General features: G+C 42.5%; 20 protein-coding genes. 2 read left to right on the top strand and 18 right to left on the bottom strand.

Translation table 11 applies throughout. From position 1 onward, the window contains the following. Nucleotides 1–95: 95 nt before the first annotated feature. A complete protein-coding gene (locus E7588_00360; protein MBE6687713.1) occupies nucleotides 96–305 on the bottom strand; it encodes a (2Fe-2S)-binding protein in 210 nt (69 codons plus the stop codon). A gap of 10 nt (nucleotides 306–315) precedes the next feature. Beyond that, nucleotides 316–474 (bottom strand): rubredoxin, encoded by a 159-nt coding sequence (locus E7588_00355; protein ID MBE6687712.1) that lies wholly within the window; start codon nucleotides 472–474, stop codon nucleotides 316–318. Nucleotides 475–635: 161 nt separating this feature from the next. Here E7588_00355 and E7588_00350 point away from each other — a divergent pair, with 161 nt between their 5' ends. Then, nucleotides 636–1,313: a Crp/Fnr family transcriptional regulator gene (locus tag E7588_00350; GenBank protein ID MBE6687711.1), complete on the top strand. Its 678-nt coding sequence runs from the start codon at nucleotides 636–638 to the stop codon at nucleotides 1,311–1,313. Here the strand turns inward: E7588_00350 and trxA are convergent, their stop codons facing one another. From trxA to E7588_00315, 7 genes are all read right to left on the bottom strand, one after another. Next, on the bottom strand, nucleotides 1,314–1,622 hold the full coding sequence (trxA, locus tag E7588_00345; GenBank protein MBE6687710.1) for a thioredoxin: 309 nt from the start codon (nucleotides 1,620–1,622) through the stop codon (nucleotides 1,314–1,316). Nucleotides 1,623–1,763: 141 nt separating this feature from the next. Further along, nucleotides 1,764–2,567: a hypothetical protein gene (locus tag E7588_00340; protein ID MBE6687709.1), complete on the bottom strand. Its 804-nt coding sequence runs from the start codon at nucleotides 2,565–2,567 to the stop codon at nucleotides 1,764–1,766. Nucleotides 2,568–2,649: 82 nt separating this feature from the next. Further along, nucleotides 2,650–4,239 carry an extracellular solute-binding protein gene (locus E7588_00335; protein ID MBE6687708.1) on the bottom strand — a complete coding sequence of 530 codons (1,590 nt, stop codon included), beginning with the start codon at nucleotides 4,237–4,239 and terminating at the stop codon, nucleotides 2,650–2,652. Then, nucleotides 4,236–5,111, bottom strand: a complete 876-nt coding sequence (locus E7588_00330) for a carbohydrate ABC transporter permease (GenBank protein ID MBE6687707.1) — start codon at nucleotides 5,109–5,111, stop codon at nucleotides 4,236–4,238. The genes E7588_00335 and E7588_00330 overlap by 4 nt, the downstream gene beginning before the upstream one ends. Nucleotides 5,112–5,123: 12 nt before the next feature. Next, a complete protein-coding gene (locus E7588_00325; protein MBE6687706.1) occupies nucleotides 5,124–6,014 on the bottom strand; it encodes a sugar ABC transporter permease in 891 nt (296 codons plus the stop codon). Between the two features lie 12 nt (nucleotides 6,015–6,026). Then, nucleotides 6,027–7,130: an ABC transporter ATP-binding protein gene (locus tag E7588_00320; protein ID MBE6687705.1), complete on the bottom strand. Its 1,104-nt coding sequence runs from the start codon at nucleotides 7,128–7,130 to the stop codon at nucleotides 6,027–6,029. Between the two features lie 14 nt (nucleotides 7,131–7,144). Next, nucleotides 7,145–7,966: a Cof-type HAD-IIB family hydrolase gene (locus E7588_00315; protein ID MBE6687704.1), complete on the bottom strand. Its 822-nt coding sequence runs from the start codon at nucleotides 7,964–7,966 to the stop codon at nucleotides 7,145–7,147. A gap of 180 nt (nucleotides 7,967–8,146) precedes the next feature. Between E7588_00315 and E7588_00310 the strand changes: the two genes are divergently transcribed. Beyond that, nucleotides 8,147–8,512 carry a DUF1508 domain-containing protein gene (locus E7588_00310; protein ID MBE6687703.1) on the top strand — a complete coding sequence of 122 codons (366 nt, stop codon included), beginning with the start codon at nucleotides 8,147–8,149 and terminating at the stop codon, nucleotides 8,510–8,512. A 56-nt stretch (nucleotides 8,513–8,568) separates the two neighbouring features. Here E7588_00310 and E7588_00305 read toward each other — a convergent pair whose 3' ends face one another. The 9 genes from E7588_00305 to nadD all read right to left on the bottom strand — a co-directional run bounded on the left by E7588_00305 (nucleotide 8,569) and on the right by nadD (nucleotide 17,736). Continuing rightward, nucleotides 8,569–8,949 carry a desulfoferrodoxin gene (locus tag E7588_00305; GenBank protein MBE6687702.1) on the bottom strand — a complete coding sequence of 127 codons (381 nt, stop codon included), beginning with the start codon at nucleotides 8,947–8,949 and terminating at the stop codon, nucleotides 8,569–8,571. Between the two features lie 86 nt (nucleotides 8,950–9,035). Then, on the bottom strand, nucleotides 9,036–11,225 hold the full coding sequence (locus E7588_00300) for a hypothetical protein (protein ID MBE6687701.1): 2,190 nt from the start codon (nucleotides 11,223–11,225) through the stop codon (nucleotides 9,036–9,038). 117 nt (nucleotides 11,226–11,342) lie between these two features. Beyond that, on the bottom strand, nucleotides 11,343–11,987 hold the full coding sequence (locus tag E7588_00295; GenBank protein MBE6687700.1) for a hypothetical protein: 645 nt from the start codon (nucleotides 11,985–11,987) through the stop codon (nucleotides 11,343–11,345). Nucleotides 11,988–12,091: 104 nt separating this feature from the next. After that, nucleotides 12,092–12,724: a YigZ family protein gene (locus E7588_00290; protein ID MBE6687699.1), complete on the bottom strand. Its 633-nt coding sequence runs from the start codon at nucleotides 12,722–12,724 to the stop codon at nucleotides 12,092–12,094. Next, nucleotides 12,714–14,006, bottom strand: coding sequence for a GTPase HflX (gene hflX / locus E7588_00285; GenBank protein ID MBE6687698.1), 1,293 nt, complete (start codon nucleotides 14,004–14,006; stop codon nucleotides 12,714–12,716). Before hflX ends, E7588_00290 begins: the two co-directional genes overlap by 11 nt. A 107-nt stretch (nucleotides 14,007–14,113) precedes the next feature. Beyond that, on the bottom strand, nucleotides 14,114–14,551 hold the full coding sequence (gene rsfS / locus E7588_00280; protein MBE6687697.1) for a ribosome silencing factor: 438 nt from the start codon (nucleotides 14,549–14,551) through the stop codon (nucleotides 14,114–14,116). Nucleotides 14,552–14,568: 17 nt separating this feature from the next. Continuing rightward, on the bottom strand, nucleotides 14,569–16,464 hold the full coding sequence (locus tag E7588_00275) for a hypothetical protein (GenBank protein ID MBE6687696.1): 1,896 nt from the start codon (nucleotides 16,462–16,464) through the stop codon (nucleotides 14,569–14,571). Between the two features lie 5 nt (nucleotides 16,465–16,469). Next, nucleotides 16,470–17,111 carry an HD domain-containing protein gene (locus E7588_00270; GenBank protein ID MBE6687695.1) on the bottom strand — a complete coding sequence of 214 codons (642 nt, stop codon included), beginning with the start codon at nucleotides 17,109–17,111 and terminating at the stop codon, nucleotides 16,470–16,472. A 4-nt stretch (nucleotides 17,112–17,115) separates the two neighbouring features. Then, on the bottom strand, nucleotides 17,116–17,736 hold the full coding sequence (gene nadD, locus E7588_00265; protein ID MBE6687694.1) for a nicotinate (nicotinamide) nucleotide adenylyltransferase: 621 nt from the start codon (nucleotides 17,734–17,736) through the stop codon (nucleotides 17,116–17,118). Nucleotides 17,737–17,748 lie beyond the last annotated feature (12 nt).

The raw sequence follows: 17,748 nt of genomic DNA, 5'->3' as shown, positions 1-17,748 counted from the left end.
TATATTATAACACATTTTCTGTATAAATAACGCGACAAAGTCACCAAAATTCAAAAAATATCGGCTCGGAGAACACTCTAAGCCGATTTCTTGGGTTACGCTTGTGACGCGCCCATCATTATTTCGGAAATTATATCCAAAACTTTCTGATGGCATCCGCCGCATCCCGTGGAACAATGTGTTATTTTCTGTACGTCCTCAAATGCTTCAAGAACGCCCTCGAATTTTGAATTGCTGTGCAATGCATCGGCAATATCATTATAAGTTACCTTCTTGCAATTGCAGACAGTATAATTCTCTTTCATATTGCACCTCTCACTCTATTTCAGAAAATTCGCTTTTGGGAACACCACACAACGGGCATTCAAAATCGTCCGGCAATTCTTCAAACTTTGTACCGGCTTCTATTCCGTACTCGGAATCGCCCACTTCTTCGTCATATTCCCAACCACATACGTCGCATACATATTTCATAGTATTACCTCCAATGTCAAATCTACACTACTATATTATACATCATTTTTCCAAAATGTCAATATATTTTTCGCAATTGAACATCTTGATTTTTTTGATATTTACTGGTATAATTAAAACAAAAAATCAATTTAAACAACAATACCCAAAAGGAGATAGAAATGGAGAAGGTCTTTGCTCACCAACAGCTTTACAGCGAACATCTTCCCTTCTGGAAAGAGCTTAACGACGCTGACAAGGAAACTCTTTGCAGAAGCTCCGCACCATTCGTTTTTCCAAAAGGAAAAACGATTCACGACGGAAATGAATGCACAGGTGTAATAATCATAAAAAGCGGTTGCCTCAGAATATATATGCTGTCAGACGAAGGGAAAGAAATAACTTTGTACCGTCTTTTTGCAGGCGAAATCTGCATTCTTTCCGCTTCCTGTGTCCTGCAAAGCATCACATTTGACGTTTTTGTCACTGCCGAGGAGGACAGCGAATGCCATGTAATAGGCGGATGTGCCTTTGCCGACATATGCGAGCGTGTACCGTCCGCAAAGATATTTGCATTGGAAAGCGCCGTAAGTGCCTTTTCGGATGCAATGTGGGCGTTTCAGCAAATAATGTTCATGAGTCTTGAAAAAAGGCTTGCTGTTTTTATTGTGGACGAAATCGCAAAAAACAATTCCGATATGATAAAACTGACTCACGAGCAGATTGCCAAATACATGGGCTCCGCCCGTGAGGCAGTATCCAGAATGTTAAAGCAGTTTTCCTCTGACGGTATAGTTGAATTGAGCCGCAAGGGCATTACAGTTGTTGATAAACAAAAGCTGCGTAATCTGGCGGAATAATTATTTCAGAAGCTCAAGTATCTGCTGTTTCGGACGCGCTCCGACAGACTTGTTTACAATTTTTCCGTCCTTCATTACCACCAGCATGGGGATACTCATTACGCCGAATTCCTGTGCAAGTTCAGGCTGTTCATCAACATTTATCTTACCCACAAGTATATCGGTATTTTCGTCGGCTATCTCATCCACTATCGGCGAAACCATACGGCAGGGTCCACACCAGGGTGCCCAAAAATCTATAAGAACCGGCTTGGGACTTGCGATTACTTCTTTATCGAAATTTTCTTTGGTTATATTGAGTACTGACATAATATTTTTCCTTTCATGATTGAATTTTATTTTGTGAGTTTATTATATGCAATTTCACAAATTATTTCCGTGACTTAATCACAAAAAGGCCGTGAAAACCAAATTTTAGTTTTCACAGCCTTTTTTAATTAAAACCTTTTATTACGCAGCAACGGTAACTGCGGTAATGTGGGTGTTAACGCCTTCATACCAGTAAAGGAATCCGTCGATATCAACAACATCGCCTGCATTCAGCGCCTGAACAGCTTTATAAACATCGGTTTCGGTTCCTGTGAGGTAAACCTCTACGCAGAAGCTGTAAGAAGCGCCGTCTTTGGAAACGGTAACATAGATATCGTCACCGGGCTCGCCGTTCTTGTATTCGATAGAATCGATGGTCATACCCTTAAAGGAAACCATCTTATTCTGCTCGTTTACAAGTTCTTCGGTGCCGAGAAGTGCGGTAACGTCAAGAGGCTGTGCAACAAAGCTGCCTTCAAGAATTTCAAAGGTTGCATCTACGATTTCAACCTCACCTGCCCAGATTGCCTTATAACCTGTAACGCGGATTTTTGTTCCGGGAACCAGCTTTGCGGCATCTTCTTCGGAGCATGCCATTTCATAAATGAAATATGCGCCCTCTTCGTTCTGGGTGTAAGCGGTTATTTTGTTATCCCACCAGGACTGGGTAGCCTGAACATAGGTTTCAACAACAACGGGAGCGTCAACAGGTGCCGCTATGTACTCAGCATAACTCATAACAGCAGGTTCATCAGCGGTTTCTCCACCCATAAGAGCGGAAAAATCGGTCTCGTTATCAAGGTTTGCTTCAGCGTTGTTTTCATCGGAAACATTTTCGCCAACAACAGCCTCGTTTCCGTCTTCAACAACATCTGCGGGCTGAGTGCATCCTGCAACAGCAAGTGCAAGTACAACAACAAGAATCAATGCTAAAATTTTCTTCATTTTCATTTACCTCCACTTTAGTGAAATATTTGGTTTACATTAATATTATACACAAAATTAACAATAAGTCAATAGTACGCCGCTATTTTTTGCGACTTTTGAGGATATCGGCAACATAATAAACCGCAATAAACAGCCATGCCGCGCCCAGCAAGAATACAAGAGCAACAGAAGTCACGGGCAGCTTACCTAAATCCGCTTTTCCTGACGGAGCACCTGTTGTATCTATGCGGTCAAGATGATGCAAGGAAATCATATCCTCATAAAGCTTTTCAATGTAATCATCATCAACCGTCTGATTACGTCTGATTGATTTTGTTACATTTTCTATCATTTGGCCTGCCGCATCACGTAATGAAGCAGAACCGTTGAACACCGGAGTTACAAATGTGTTATCGGTGTTATCAAGGAGCAGCTGTGCCGCCTTTATCTTGAGCTCATAGTGTTCATTGTTATCCTGTCCTATCTGCGACAAATACATCTTATATTCATCGGATTTCTGTGCTTTCAACGTCACGGGCACGTATCCCTCGGTACAGGAATATGATATTTGAACGTCATTTGTGAGAAGATATTGAGTGAACAGCCAGGAGGCAAGCACCTCCTGCGGGTCATCCTTGTTGAACACGCACACAGAGGGGCCCTGAGAGATCATGCAGGGATTATCCGGGTCAAATTGAGGTATCATCATAACCTCGGTTTCAAACTGCACAAGATTTTCCTCACTTATATCGCAAAGGGGTGCGTCGCTTCCCATCCAGGTGGCGCCGGCAGTGGAATCTATCGCAAAAATACACTGTCCTGCATTGAGGAAATTAGCGGGATAGCCCGAGATTTTAAAAGTGGAAAAAGCGCCTTTCTTTACATTGAACGCAATAGTTTTCAGAAACATGCTTACGGTGTCGTTAAAAACCAGCACCTCGCCCCTGTCCGTGGAGTACCCTGCATTTTTCTGAGCCAGCATCTGGATCATCATATTGTCGGTGGATTTGTATATGAAGGGCAGCATAACCTTTTGCGAATTAACGGCAAAGTTACCGTTCACGTCCTTTTCAGTCGCCGCGCGGGACACCTCCCACACAAAATCCCAGGTAAGTGTCTCGGGGAGAATGTAGCCCAACTTTTCCACATAAGTTTTATTTACGTAGCACGCCTCCGTAGAGCGCATGAACGGCAAAGCATAAAGATTTCCGTCAAAAGAACACTCATTGAGAAATTTAGAGACAATTTCATCTTTTGCAGGAGAATCAAATTTCACCTCACTTCCGCCCAGCCCATACTTATCGTGCACCAAAAGCGTATCAAGCGGAACAACCACATTGTCTCCCGTAAGGTAGGTTGCAATATGGTCCGGATAGGTTATACATACATTAGGCGTAGTGCCTGTGGACATATTGGTTATAACATCATTATATATTCTTCCGTAGTCGGTGTAAAGGCGGAGATTTACTTTAATATTTGGGTAGAGTGCTTCAAAATCGGAAATTGCCTTTTCGTAAATTCTGACCTGATTTATATTAGTGTCATTCTTTGCCCAAAAGGTAATTTCGTAATTCTTTGCGCTGTCAAATTCCTGTGGGATTTCAAATTCATTTTGCTCACGCGAGCCGTGACATCCCTGCATTGCAAGCGCAACAAGCACAACGACAAGTGTGAAAAAGAGTTTTTTCATCCTTTGGTGCCCCCTCTCGCTACGCCCTCCATTATTTTCCTGCGGAATATAAGAAACAGTATTATAAGCGGTACGGATATTACCACCACTGCCGCCATCATAGCAGGAATATTTTCACGTCCGAAGCCATTTTCCCGTATTTCCTGTATACCGTTGGAAACAAGATAGTAATCAGGATTATCGGTTATAAGTCTCGGCCACACATATGAGTTCCAGCACTCTATTACTTTCAGAATAGTGACGGTAACAATGGTAGGTCGGCAGATGGGCATCATGACCCTTAAAAGATATTTCATATCCGAAGTGCCGTCCACCTTGGCAGCGTAATACAGTTCATCGGGGATCTGTGCGAAGTTTTCTTTCAGAAGATAAATGTAGAAAACAGATGTCACGGACGGAAGGATAAGTCCTGTAAAAGTATTTCTGAGTTCGAGGTTGGTTATAGTAACAAAATTTGTTATGACGACAAGCTCATTCGGTATCATCATCAGCGACAGGAACAATGTGAATACAAGATTTTTTCCTCTGAACTGAAGTCTGGCAAAGGCGAAAGCGGCAGGTATTATCACTACCAGCATGATAGTCGTGGTAAGTACCGTGAAAACAAGGGTGTTGACAAAATATTTTGCCAACGGTACCGCGCCGAATGCCTGATAATAATTTTCGAGTGTAGGAGAAAGAGTGAAAAACTGCGGAATATATTCCGAGTTATATGCTCCATAGCCCTTCACCGAAGTAAGCACCATCCAGTAAAACGGAAAAAGCACCAACATTGCCCATATGCTCAGAAGCGTATATACAACTATATTAAAAGCCGTTTTTCTCAGATTTGTGGTTTTTTGTATAGAATTGTAATTCATATTATTATGCATACACTTTCCCTCTCAATAGTGAACGTGCTTTTTGCTGACTATGAGATTTATGCAGGTGATTGTCAGAACAATAGCAAAAAGTATTATCGCCGCCGCAGAAGCATATGAAGGATAACCGCCGCTGTCACCGTAAAGCATATCATATACATAGCCAACTATGGTGTTCATTTGCGATGCATTGAGATCGGTACCAAAAAGCGCAACCGCATCGCTGTACGCCTTGAATGCTCCGATAAAGCCTGTAATAATAAGATAAAACAGCATTGGTGAAATCATTGGCAGTGTGATTTTTGTAAATATTCTGATTTTCGGTGTTCCGTCCACACGTGCAGCGCTGTAATAGTCTTTGTTAACGGAAGCGAGAGCACTTGTAAGAATGAGAATTTTAAACGGCAATACCACCCAGACAGTGTAAAAGCACAGAACAAACATTTTTGCCCAGTATGGTCCGTCAATAAAGTCAATGGGATTTGTACCCAAGAATTTCAGTATAAGGTTTACAAGTCCGTCGGTGTAGGGCGTTTTTTTGAAAAGTATCATAAAAACCAAGCCTACCGCCAGTGTATTGGTCACATACGGAAGAAAATAGACTGTCTGAAAAAGATTCCTGAGCGGCTTGATTGAACTCAGCCCAACAGAAATAAGAAGTGCAAGAGCGGTGGAAACGGGAACGGTTATTATAACCAGTATTATGGTATTCTGCACCGCCTGCAAAAAATACGGGTCACGCAACACATAAGAATAGTTATACGTACCTACTCCGAAAAACGTCTGGGAAGCGGAATTGTAGCCCTCTTCAAAGGAGTATACAAACACGTCTATAAGCGGATATACCATGAATGCGGCAAGAAACAGAACCGCGGGTATAAGATACAGCCAGGCTTTTAAATTCTTATTTTCCATAATCCGCCCCCGCTATACATTTTCAACACGTATTCTGCGTCCTGTAATCTTGTCAAACAGAAAAATCTTGGACGGTTTTATATCAAAGCATACATTTTCGCCCACCAGCTCAGAAATATTGTCCGAAGCAATTATAGAGCGTATAACCTCATTATGGCAGGACGGATGGCAGGAAACCACACTTATATCACGTCCCATAACCTCAACCTTGCGAAGCTTGCATTTCATTGCACCATCGTTTTTGAGAATATAGCCTTCAGGCCGTATTCCGACATTAACGTCACAATCCGGAAGATTACCTGCATCCATTACCGCATCATCACCGATATACAGTTTTTTATTTCTGACCGCACCATCAAAAATACTGATTGGCGGAGTGCCCAGGAACTGCGCTACGAAAAGATTTACAGGATTATCATAAACCTCCTGCGGTGCTCCTATCTGCTGAACAACTCCCTCTTTCATAACAACAATCATATCGGAAATACTCATTGCTTCTTCCTGGTCGTGCGTTACGAAAATTGTTGTTATGCCCGTTTCTTTTTGTATTCTGCTTATTTCCTCTCGTGTCCGGAGTCTGAGACGGGCGTCCAGATTTGAGAGCGGTTCATCCAAAAGAAGCACACGTGGCATTTTTATCAGTGCACGTGCTATCGCAACGCGCTGTTGCTGACCGCCGGAAAGCTGAGACGGCTTGCGTTCCAAAAGCTCATCTATTTGCACAAGCTTTGCAATTCTATGTGCCTTTTCCAGCATCTGCGCTTTGGTGAGCTTTTCTTTTCCTTTTAGATTGCCCAGCGGAAAGGTAATGTTCTGCAAAACGCTCATGTGAGGATAAAGAGCGTAATTTTGAAAAACCATACCCACTCCCCTGTTTTCCGGTTCAAGCGATGTAACATCGTCATCACCGAAAAAGATTTTACCCGATGTCGGCTTGAGGAGTCCGCATATAAGATTCAGAGTTGTGCTCTTCCCGCAACCTGACGGTCCCAAAAGCCCAACAAGCTTGCCATCGGGAATTTCAAAATTGAAATTATTCACCGCAACAACCACGGACTTATCCTTTTTATTGCGTGAGGGAAAGCTTTTTGTAAGGTTATGTAGCGATACTTTCATACTGTCTCCTTATCTCATGCATAATGCTTCAGCACATATTCTACCACGTGTTCATCGTTAGAACAGATAATTTCATCAGCGATTATTTTGAGTTCTTCACAACTGTTGGAAACCGCAAGCCCCAATCCCGCCGCTTTTATAATACTGCTGTCATTATCACTGTCTCCGATACTTATTATACGCTCACACGGCACGCCGGTCATTTCCGAAAGAATACCCAAAGCATTCCCCTTGCCTGCATCGGTATTTATTATTTCAAGATTATATTCGCTTACTTCAACCGCTTTGAGCGCACTGTTTTTCTCTATAAGTTCTCTGCATTTTATTTTGTCTTGATAGCTGTGAAAAAATGCAGAAATGACTTCGATATCATCTGCGTTTTGGCTGATATTTTCAAAGTCATCGGAGTATTCCGCAAAATTGCGCACCACAACCCGATGTGCCTCACAAACATTATAGTATTCAAAATCGGCATCATTCTGAAACCTTGAATCCACATAGCATTGGCCATCTGTGCGGAACGAAACATGAGCTTCGAAGGATTTGAGAATATCAAAAATATATCTCCCGTCCTTATCGCTTATGCAATTAAGAACTCTGTTGCCTGTTGTACGATCCAAAACTGCCGCTCCGTTGGCATAAATAAAATAACGAATGCAAGAAAGATTTTTTATATCAGACGGAATTTCCGAAAGGGTTCGTCCCGTAGAGGGCACAAAGAAAATGCCTTTTTGGCAGAGCTTGTTTATGGCATCTATATTTTCTTTGGTTATTTCGGATTTACTATTCAGCAATGTCCCGTCAAGGTCACTTGCAACAATTTTATATTCTGACATTTTCACTGCTCCTGTCGCTAGAATTCCATATATAGTAATTATAGCATAATTTTGTTGCTTTATCAAGTGCAAAACCCGACAAACTCAAACTTAAATTTATCAATTTCTCTATTTTTTTTAATTCTCTGTTAATATCTTTCGTTTATTATTATAAAAAGTATATTTTAGGAGGATTTTATCATGGGTAAATTTGTTATCAAAAATACCGCCACCGGATTCAAATTCGATCTCAAATCCGGCAACGGCGAAACCATTGCCACTTCCGAGGTGTACACTACCGAAGCGGCTTGTATCAACGGTGTTAAAAGTGTTAAAAACAACTGTGTTGGCGAAATTGAGGATCAGACCGTTGAAAACTTTGAAAAAGTAAAGCATCCCAAGTTTGAAGTTTACGCTGACAAAGCAGGAGAATTCAGATTCCGTCTGAAAGCTAAGAACGGCGAAGTAATTGCCACTTCCGAAGGCTACACTTCCAAAGCCGGATGTCTCAACGGAATTGAAAGTGTCAAAAAGAATGCTCCCGAAGCTGAAATAGTTAACGACTGATTTTTATTGAAAAATGAGCTGTAAAAACAAAACCGTTTTTTACAGCTCATTTTGTTTTATATTTCCTTCATCCACATACCGTGATTGTTGCAGTAAGCGTATACAGCCTCGGGCTTTTCTTCGCTCAGAACAAACCGGACACGCGGCTCATCACCTGCATACAGACATTTTCTGTGACCACCGCGGTCGGTTTGCAGATACACCCACTCAATGCTATGGTCGTTTTCCATTGGATGGGCAATGCTTCCGACATCCACCGCAACGGTATCACCGGAAATGTTCACAACAGGCATATGCTTTTCTTTGCCGCTCTCGTTTTTTGAAGCTTCAAGCTGTTCCATCGGCTCTCCACAACACTCAACAGCCACACCCGAATCTTCGATGAGGCCCATTATATTACCGCAATGACGGCAAATATAAAATCTGTTTTCGCACATAATAAAACCTCTCTTTCTGTTTGGGAATATTTTATGCCAATAACAAAAAAATATGCCTTGCATGACAGCAAAGCATATTTTAAATTTTATTCGTATTTGTTTATTATGTAGTCGCAATTAAGTATTTTTTCCAACAGGGTATTTTTGGTGAAGAAATAGTGGTTTGAAGATTCATAGCCAACAGTCGGGTCTTCGGACATATGAACGAGCATTTCTGCAGCAAGGCGCATTTCGTCTTTTGCAATTCCGATATCTATTTCTCCGCAGTCACGCTTATCCACAAACACACTCTGATTGTAAACCGAGCGATAGTGGCAGTCTATTACCTTTGTACAACGCACAAGGGAAATAAGCACTTTATCATTTGTACCCTCTGCCGCTTTTTCCAGCAGCAACGTTCCCTCATGCCATCCGTCGGAAAGCTTTTTGAACTGGGAAATAAACACATCGCGAGGGTAAACGGAACGCCATTTATCAAGGTCGTCATACGGATAGCCTACCATTGTAGCGGGGTATCCGGTTTTTTCGGTATAAAGGAGATTTGAACTGCCGTAAAGCTGAGGAGCGTTATATATAACATCCACATGGAACGGGAATTCGTCAAACGCCTCACTAAGAACATGGAAAGCCTCTGAAAGCGCGGGGATATCCGCCCCCGGGAACATCTTTGTGTAAAGCTCATCAAGTGTCGGAGGGGTGTCGCTCTTTTCAAAGAATCCCTGTGCAAGCTTTAACGCGGGCGAAGGAAATCCTCCGAGGGTCCAACCCAGGAGTGCACCGTCTATACTGCACTCGGCGGTCAGGCGACAAAGATGTCTGTAAATTTTTTCAAAAGCGGGAATGCACATGGCGGTTGCCATTTCCCATGTATCGCCAAGCTGAAGCTTGGCATACGCCTTATGTCCCGTGGTATGTGCTTTATCCCATACGGCACGCGCATATCTTCCGGGACCTTCGACAGAAATGGAATAGTCGCGCACAAAAACATCCACACCGCCGACAGTCTTCTCTACTCTTTCCTCGCTTACCGACATGGGAATTATACCCTCGGGCAGTTTTTCGATAGTATCAAAGCACTCCTGCTCGCTGTATTTATGCCATGCCCAATTCCAAGCGATAAATGTGAAGTCAGGGTCAACGGATTTTGCGCCCTCATAAAGGAATCTGTTTGTATCCGCTATAACCTCACTGGGACTGCGCTTTGAGCAGCGGGGGCAATTGCATCCGCTGTCATAGCCGTGGCTGTAACAGTTTGTCTGGTTTTCACTGGCGGTTATGGTGAAAATACCGCCCAAGCCGGGAACATTACTGCACAAAAATCTGGAAGCGTTATACAGGTATTCCTGAACCGGTTTGGTTGATACGCAAAGGCTGGCATATCCGGTTTCTTCATTCACATGACCCTTTAAATCGGGATATTTTTCGAAGAACGAAAGAGGCATTGCGCGAGGCTCATTAAGATACAAAAACAGCTTTATGTCATATTTTTTAAGCTTATCTACAAGATAACGCATGTATTTAAGACGTGTCTCATATCCCTCGGACATCTTTTCGTCAAACGGATACGGTGTAAGCGTGTAAAGCACCGCCTGAGTCCACACACCGTTTATGCCAAGTGCCTTATATGCCATGAGAAGTTCATCGGGAAAAGAGGCGTCAAGAAGCTCTTTATCCGCAAAGGTATCGCCGTAAAGAGCACAGTAAGAATACACAATACGGTCATTGAACTGCGCGTTTTTGATTTTTGCAGGCTCACCTGCCTGCTCTGCTGCTTCGATAAAACGCGGGATAAAATCAAAGGGCTTGGCAGCATCGTGAGGGATGTTCCTTCTTGCGTTTTCGACTATTGTGCGTATATGTGCAGTCTGCTTCTTCTGCTGTTCGGTAAGAGGCTCGTAACGAAGTTCGGGAAGTTGAGGCTTGGTGTAGCCTATTTTTACATACAAAAAGTCATCCTCACGCAAGATATATGCCAGCTTTTCGGTAGTCCAGCCGAGCATATATGCAAGCTGTTCGTGAGAACAAAGATGCCAGTTGGCACGGATAATGGTTATGTATCCCTTGGTAAGCCATTCTTTTTCAACCTTAGGCGGTACGGCAAGCCCCATTTCTTCTGCAAGTGCCAAAACAGTTTTTTCATCGCATCCCAGCACCTCACCAATCACCTTGGGAGAAATTATTTCCCAGTTGCGGAAAATAAAGCACTGCATGCGTGTAGGAAAATGGTCGATGGGTATTATTCCGGAATTTACAATTTCGGGAAGTTTATGTGCCATGTTATATACTCCAAATTTCATTAAGTTTATTTTGTATTAATTTGATTATACACCAAATCATACAAATTGTCAAGAAAAAGATGTAAAGAACCACTATGAATTCTTTACATCTTTTTATCATTCATAAATATCAAACTCAGTCCATCGCCATCCCGCGGGAGTTTTTTCGTAAACGTAATCATACACCTTCATACCCACAGTCTCCAGTGTTTCAAGGTCAAGCTCCTCCACGTGGGCGGAATATACCACCTTATTGTCACCTTTTTTTTGCAAGGTAAATATAACGTTGCCCACAGAAATATCGGTTCCGCGCTGTGCATCCACCGCCCAAAGCTCTCCTTCTACATCGATGTACTTTTCTTTACCCTCTTCCATCAGGCGGGCTGTAATTTCGTCGGAAAAAATACTTTTGAGGTAGCTTTCCAAATCGGACAGACTCTTTATGGTATCATGTCCGACCTTATAATAATAAAGGCCGTCAATTTCCTTTATACTGTTTATATCTACTCCATGCTCTGCGGGAGGAAGGCTATTCACCTCAAACCAAAAATATGCTTCTTTTGCAATAGCATACTTCTCCTGTATAAAAGCTTTTATATCTTCTGCATTATAAGGATTCGTAGGGTCGTTATCGGTTTTATTGTCCTGGGATTCCACATTATCATCAGGCTTTACGGGTACAGGGTCCTGAATCGGCCTTTCGCAGGAAAAAAGAAAAAGCAAAAGCAGTGACAAAACAGCCGTAAGTACACGTTTTTTCATTTTGAACCTCCTAATATCCAATAATATCCGAACCAATATCGGAATATGTCATTGTCTACATTGTAACATTCGAAAATGTACCGCCGATTACCAAAATTTAAACTTTACATTTCCTCATTGTCGTATACGGTCGTTATATCTGTTATCTCCTGCTTACCACCCGAAATATCCTTTAAGTATTCCTTGTACGAATCAAAACGGTCAGAACGTACAAGCAGTGTGAGAGTTATGTTACTGTCAAAAACAGAATCGGTGCATCGCACACGGTATTTTTCAAAATCATGCATGAGCTTATTGTACATAGTATAATCAATAGATATTTTAAAACAGGTAAAAGGACAAAATGTAGTTATTCCCGCCGCGTCAACGGCAATTTTTGCTGCTTTGGAATATGCGCGAACCAAACCGCCCGCGCCCAGAAGAATGCCTCCGAAAAATCGGGTGACCACTATGACTATACCGCAAAGTTCTTCACGCTTTATAACTTCCAATATTGGCATGCCCGCCGTCCCCTGAGGCTCACCGTTGTCGCTGAAACGAACCACATTACCCTCTTTATTCACATATGCGTAGCAATTATGCGCCGCACCCTTATAAAACTCGTTGAGCTCACGGATATATTCGAGTGCCTGGTCTTCGGTTTCAATAGGCTTTGCATGACCTATAAAAACCGACTTTTTTTCGGTAAATTCATCCTTGGCTTCTTTAGCCACGGTACGGTAACTTTCAATTATCATACTTAATAAAATCCTTATACTTGCCTGTTATTTTATCATCGGCAATGACTTTCATTATAATGCCTTCTGCCGTATATTCCACATCGGTAACGGTACAAGAACGGCGTACAGTTGCTTCGTTTCCGGCCATAGAATGAGGGAAGAACAGTGTCAGCGGTCTTTTCACCGAAGAGAGTATACTTTCTATTTTTTCGATCAAGTCATCGCATCCCTCACCCGTTTTTGCGGAAATATATACACTGTCCGCAACCGGAGCATCAAATGGCTCAAGCGTGCCGGGAACCACCTTGTCGCATTTATTGAATACATATATTATGGGCTTTGAAGGTTCACCGCGTTCGGACAGCAACGAATCAATAAGTCTGCGGCACACATCCAGTTTCATATCAACCTCGGGATCGGAGGCATCGCTTACCAGGAGAATTATATCGGCATATGCCACCTCATCAAGCGTAGATTTAAAAGCTTTCACAAGATGGTGAGGAAGATTATTTATAAAACCTACGGTATCAGTAATGAGGACCTCACCTGCAGTTGGAAGTACATATTTTCTGGTGGTGGGATCAAGTGTTGCAAAAAGTTTATCTTCAGCAAGGATACCCGCGCCTGTGATATAATTCATAAGTGTAGACTTTCCCGCATTGGTATATCCCGCAACGGCAATAGAGGTAATTCCGCTCTTTTTGCGTTTTGAATGCTGAGTAATTCTGTTCTTTTCAAGCTCTCTGAGTTCTTCTTCAAGTGTGGTTATCCGGCGTTTTATATGGCGTCTGTCTGTTTCAAGCTTTGATTCGCCCGGTCCGCGTGTACCAATTCCGCCGCCCAATCTTGAAAGTTCTTTACCTTTACCGACAAGTCTTGGAGCGGTGTATTTCAGATGTGCTATCTCAACCTGCAAAATTCCCTCGCGCGTTACGGCGTGAGAGGCGAATATATCAAGTATCAGCATAGTTCTGTCAATCACGCTGACATTATGGAGAGCATTTTCTATATTTCTTATCTGTGACGGTGCAAGCTCTGCATCAAAAACCACAAGATTTATTTCATTATTACAGCAAAGCTCGTCCAACTCACTAAGCTTTCCGCTTCCGATATAGGTATCCGGCTCGGGCTTATCCTTAAGCTGGATCATGCGTGCAAAGGTCTCACCGCCTGCGGTTTTCAAAAGCTCCTCCAGTTCATCCAGAGATTTATCACATTCGACGTGAGAGTCACCTGCAAGAATTACGCTTACAAGCACTGCCTTTGGAGCAATACTGTCACTTTTATTTATACTTTCCATAAAATCCATCTCTTTTCAAAACGCATTAATACACATTAGGTAAAAATATCCGCAGAAAACACTGCCGCGGCTCATGTTTTCACACTCCGCCGCAGGCAACACTTTGATTATTCACTTTTGAGATTGAGCTCAAGTTCCACCTTATCTGCATCTGCCCAGAGCTTTTCCAGCTTAAAATAATCACGGGTATCTTTCTGAAAAACATGCACTATTATGGAGCCGAAATCAAGCAGTATCCAGCTCGCACTGTCATATCCCTCAGTACGCAGACATTCAATGCCCTCTAGACCCAACTGATAAACGACCTCATCGCTGAGAGCCTTTACCTGTGTGTTGGATGTACCATGTGCAATAACAAAATAGTCAGCCAGAACAGTTTGTCGGTTCACGCATAAAAGCTGTATATCGTGCGCCTTTTTGCTGTAAAGAATCTGTGCTATTTTACGCGCTGTGGCTTCCACCTCGGCGGGAGAAATATCGTTTTCATCAGTGGTAGACGCAATTTCCACTACTTCTTCTTCGTTAATGTTTATGTTTTCGGTCATATGAATACTCCTTATTACTATTGTTCATCTGTTTCGGGAATTTTTTCAACGTCATCTTCACCGTCAGTTTCTTGGTTTTCATCGGAAATATCACTTGCTTCCGGAGTTTCGGTTACAGAAGTTTTATCTTCATTTTGATTTTCTTCGGTATCGTCAGACTCGACACTGCCGTCATTCTTAGTGGCTGTATCTTCTGAGGCTTCTGTTTTTTGGTCATCATCCGGAACAGTTTCAGATGTCTCGTTTTTTTCTTCAGTATTATCAGAAGAATCTGCCGTCTTGTCATCGGGTTCTTCATCGTATTTTTCGTCCGCGGAATTTTCTTCTGAAACAGTCACATCAATCAAAGATGAGTCGTCCGCATCACTTCCTGACGCTTCGTCCGATTTGTTCTCAAGTTGGGAATCGGCGTCGTTTTGTTCATTTTCACCATCGTCCTCATTCTCGCCGATAGCGGGTGAGGATTCGGCATTATCGTCGGTTTCGTCATCTTTCACCTCAGCCGAAACCTCTACGCTGTCATTGTCATCCTCTTCACGCTTAACAGGTGTACTTACTCCCGACGAATCACCCGAGCCGGGCACGGGGTTATAGGTAACATCAGATTTTGTAAGATTAAGCTCGGAATTCTCTATTTCCTCAGCACTTATTCCCTGGTTATTGTAGCTGATGTTATAGTTCTTTACCACCTGTCTGAGAGTAATATCCTCAGCAGTTACAATTCGGTCGTAATCGTTGAAATGGTCATTTATAATTTGAATATTTTCGTCGGTATAAAGGCTGTAATACCATGCTCCGGAAGAGGTCTGGTATGCTTCGCCCGGTGCTGTATAAAACTTGATATTTGACAAATCCATACCAAGAAGAATTTTTGCATAACCGATAATATCAGTGGTAGTCAGATTTGTTGTGGTGTACTCAAAGCAGGTTTCCACAAGAGGCTGTATCTTGGTAATCGTCGAGAAGGACATAACTTTTTTTGCAAGCGCGGAAAGGAATATTTTTTGTGCGTTAACTCGACCTATATCTCCGTCAACATAACCATAGCGGTAGCGGACAAAGCCCTCTGCCTTTTTTCCGTCAAGAAGCTGTACACCCTTATTAAGGTGGATATGGAGATTCTGTTCATCATCATCATAGTGCATGTTCTGCGGCACATCGACTTCAACTCCGCCCAGTACGTCCACTATTTCTCTGAAACCGGCGACATCAACCATCACATATCCGTCGATAGCAATGCAGAAGGTTCTTTTGAGGGTTTCTTTCAAGTATTCCAGTGCCATTTTTCCGCGAAGTTCATCGTTGAACTTACGGTTTTCGGCAGTTTTGTTATCTTTCATGGAAGAAAGATACATTGGAGCGACCTTCGCCATTGCGATGTCGTCGTATTCTTTCTGTGGATTTACGGCAACAGATTTCAGTGCACTGAGAGCATATGCGTAAATTGCATTTACACGCTTGCCATGATTCTCGTTCACACCGCAGTCCACAGTTGAATCGCGCGGTATCTGGAGGACACTGATGTCATTTTTTGCAGTGTTGACCGAAACTATCATTATAACGTCGGTTGAACCTGACCAATAGTCTTTACCGACTACCATCAGATTATACATTTCCTGTTTTCTTCCGTCCGCAGATACCTGTTTTTCGGAATTTTTATCGTCTTCCGCGGCATTCGGGTTAACAACCGGTGAAGGATTATCAAATGGATTTTCATCATCTAAGCTGGGCGTGCTGCTTGCATACAAAGCACCTATTGCCACGGTTACCGCCAAAAGAAACGTCAGAACACCAAGTATGATGTAAAGCGGAAGTCTGTTCTTACTGCCCTTTTTCACCGCTGTGTTTTTTACAGAAGCACTGACATCGGACGTTTTTTTTGCTCTTGATGTTTTTTTGCTGTTTTTCATCATACTGTTCAATCCTTTTTCTGATAATTATTCTTTTCGGGGTAAAGCATCAGACACAAACGATTCCTTGCCTTGAATGTATTTTCGTTTATGTACAAATTCTTTTCAGCAAGGTATTTTATTGTCTGGCTCAACGACAAAAGTACAACTCTGTCAAGTGCCACATATCTACTTTTTATATCATCCACACAAGCCACTTCGTTGTAAAATTGCTCGCGCGCCATGCGACATGCGCTTTCCTCGCGGGTCTTCTCAATATAATCCGCAATGAAAATTATTTTTTCAAACAAATTCATTTCCTGGTGACCCGTGGTGTGGCGACGGATAGCGGAACATATATTGGACTTCATTCCGTATTCATTCTTTGCAACCGCAGCAGCCGTTATGGCATGTATGGTTTTTGGAGACAGACGCTGCTCATCCGAAAGTATTATATCGTATTTATCACATAATTTCAACTGTTCTTGATAATTCTTCTCTTTTGTTATGTCATGAAGAAGTGCGGCATAGCTCAGATCTTCATAATATTCAGTACAATCAAGAACTTTACACAAAGCCTGAGCCTCCTCCTCAACCGCAAAAACGTGACGCACACGCTCCGGAGAAAGTTCTGCTTTTATCCGTTCTCTGATTTTGCCTGCTAAAAACATCTTTTTATCCTTTCAAGTAAAGCTTTTCTTTTTGTAAGTACAAAAGTACATCCTCCGGCAGATTTTCGTTCAAAAAAAGCTTGTCATTTTCTTTGACGGCTCTGCGCAGTTGAGTGGAGGATATTTCGTAAAACGGTCCGTCGATAAAAACTATTTCAGCATTATATTCTTTTCGGTATTGCTCCGCCTTTTGTTCAAGCAATACCCGGTCGTCAAAACGCGGCATAACATACAGCCTGCACAGACGGAACAATTCCTCAGCCTTGTGCCAGGTATCAAAGCTCATAAGCATATCGCTTCCAACGTACAACGCGATATCACACTCGGGGTATTTGCCGAGTATTTCCTGCACGGTGTACAGTGTATAGCTTTTTCCGCCGCGTGTTATTTCGCAATCGGAAATTTCGACACAGCCGTAAACACCGCTGAACGCAAGTCGCGCCATTTCAAGTCGCTTATCGGCTCCCACCTCGTCCAGCACTTTATGCGGTGGCATAAATGAAGGAATTACCATAAGAACATCCGGCTGTGCAGCATCGCAAAAGCTTTTCGCCGCGCGTACATGTCCCAGATGCGGCGGATTAAAGCTGCCGCCGAAAATCCCCACACAAAATCTTTTCTTCATAATCCACCATAA

It is taken from the genome of Oscillospiraceae bacterium, from assembly GCA_015065085.1.
Lineage (GTDB): Bacteria > Bacillota > Clostridia > Oscillospirales > SIG627 > SIG627.
The sequence above is the reverse complement of the archived record's forward strand: the minus strand, read 5'-3'. Positions and strand labels throughout refer to the sequence as shown.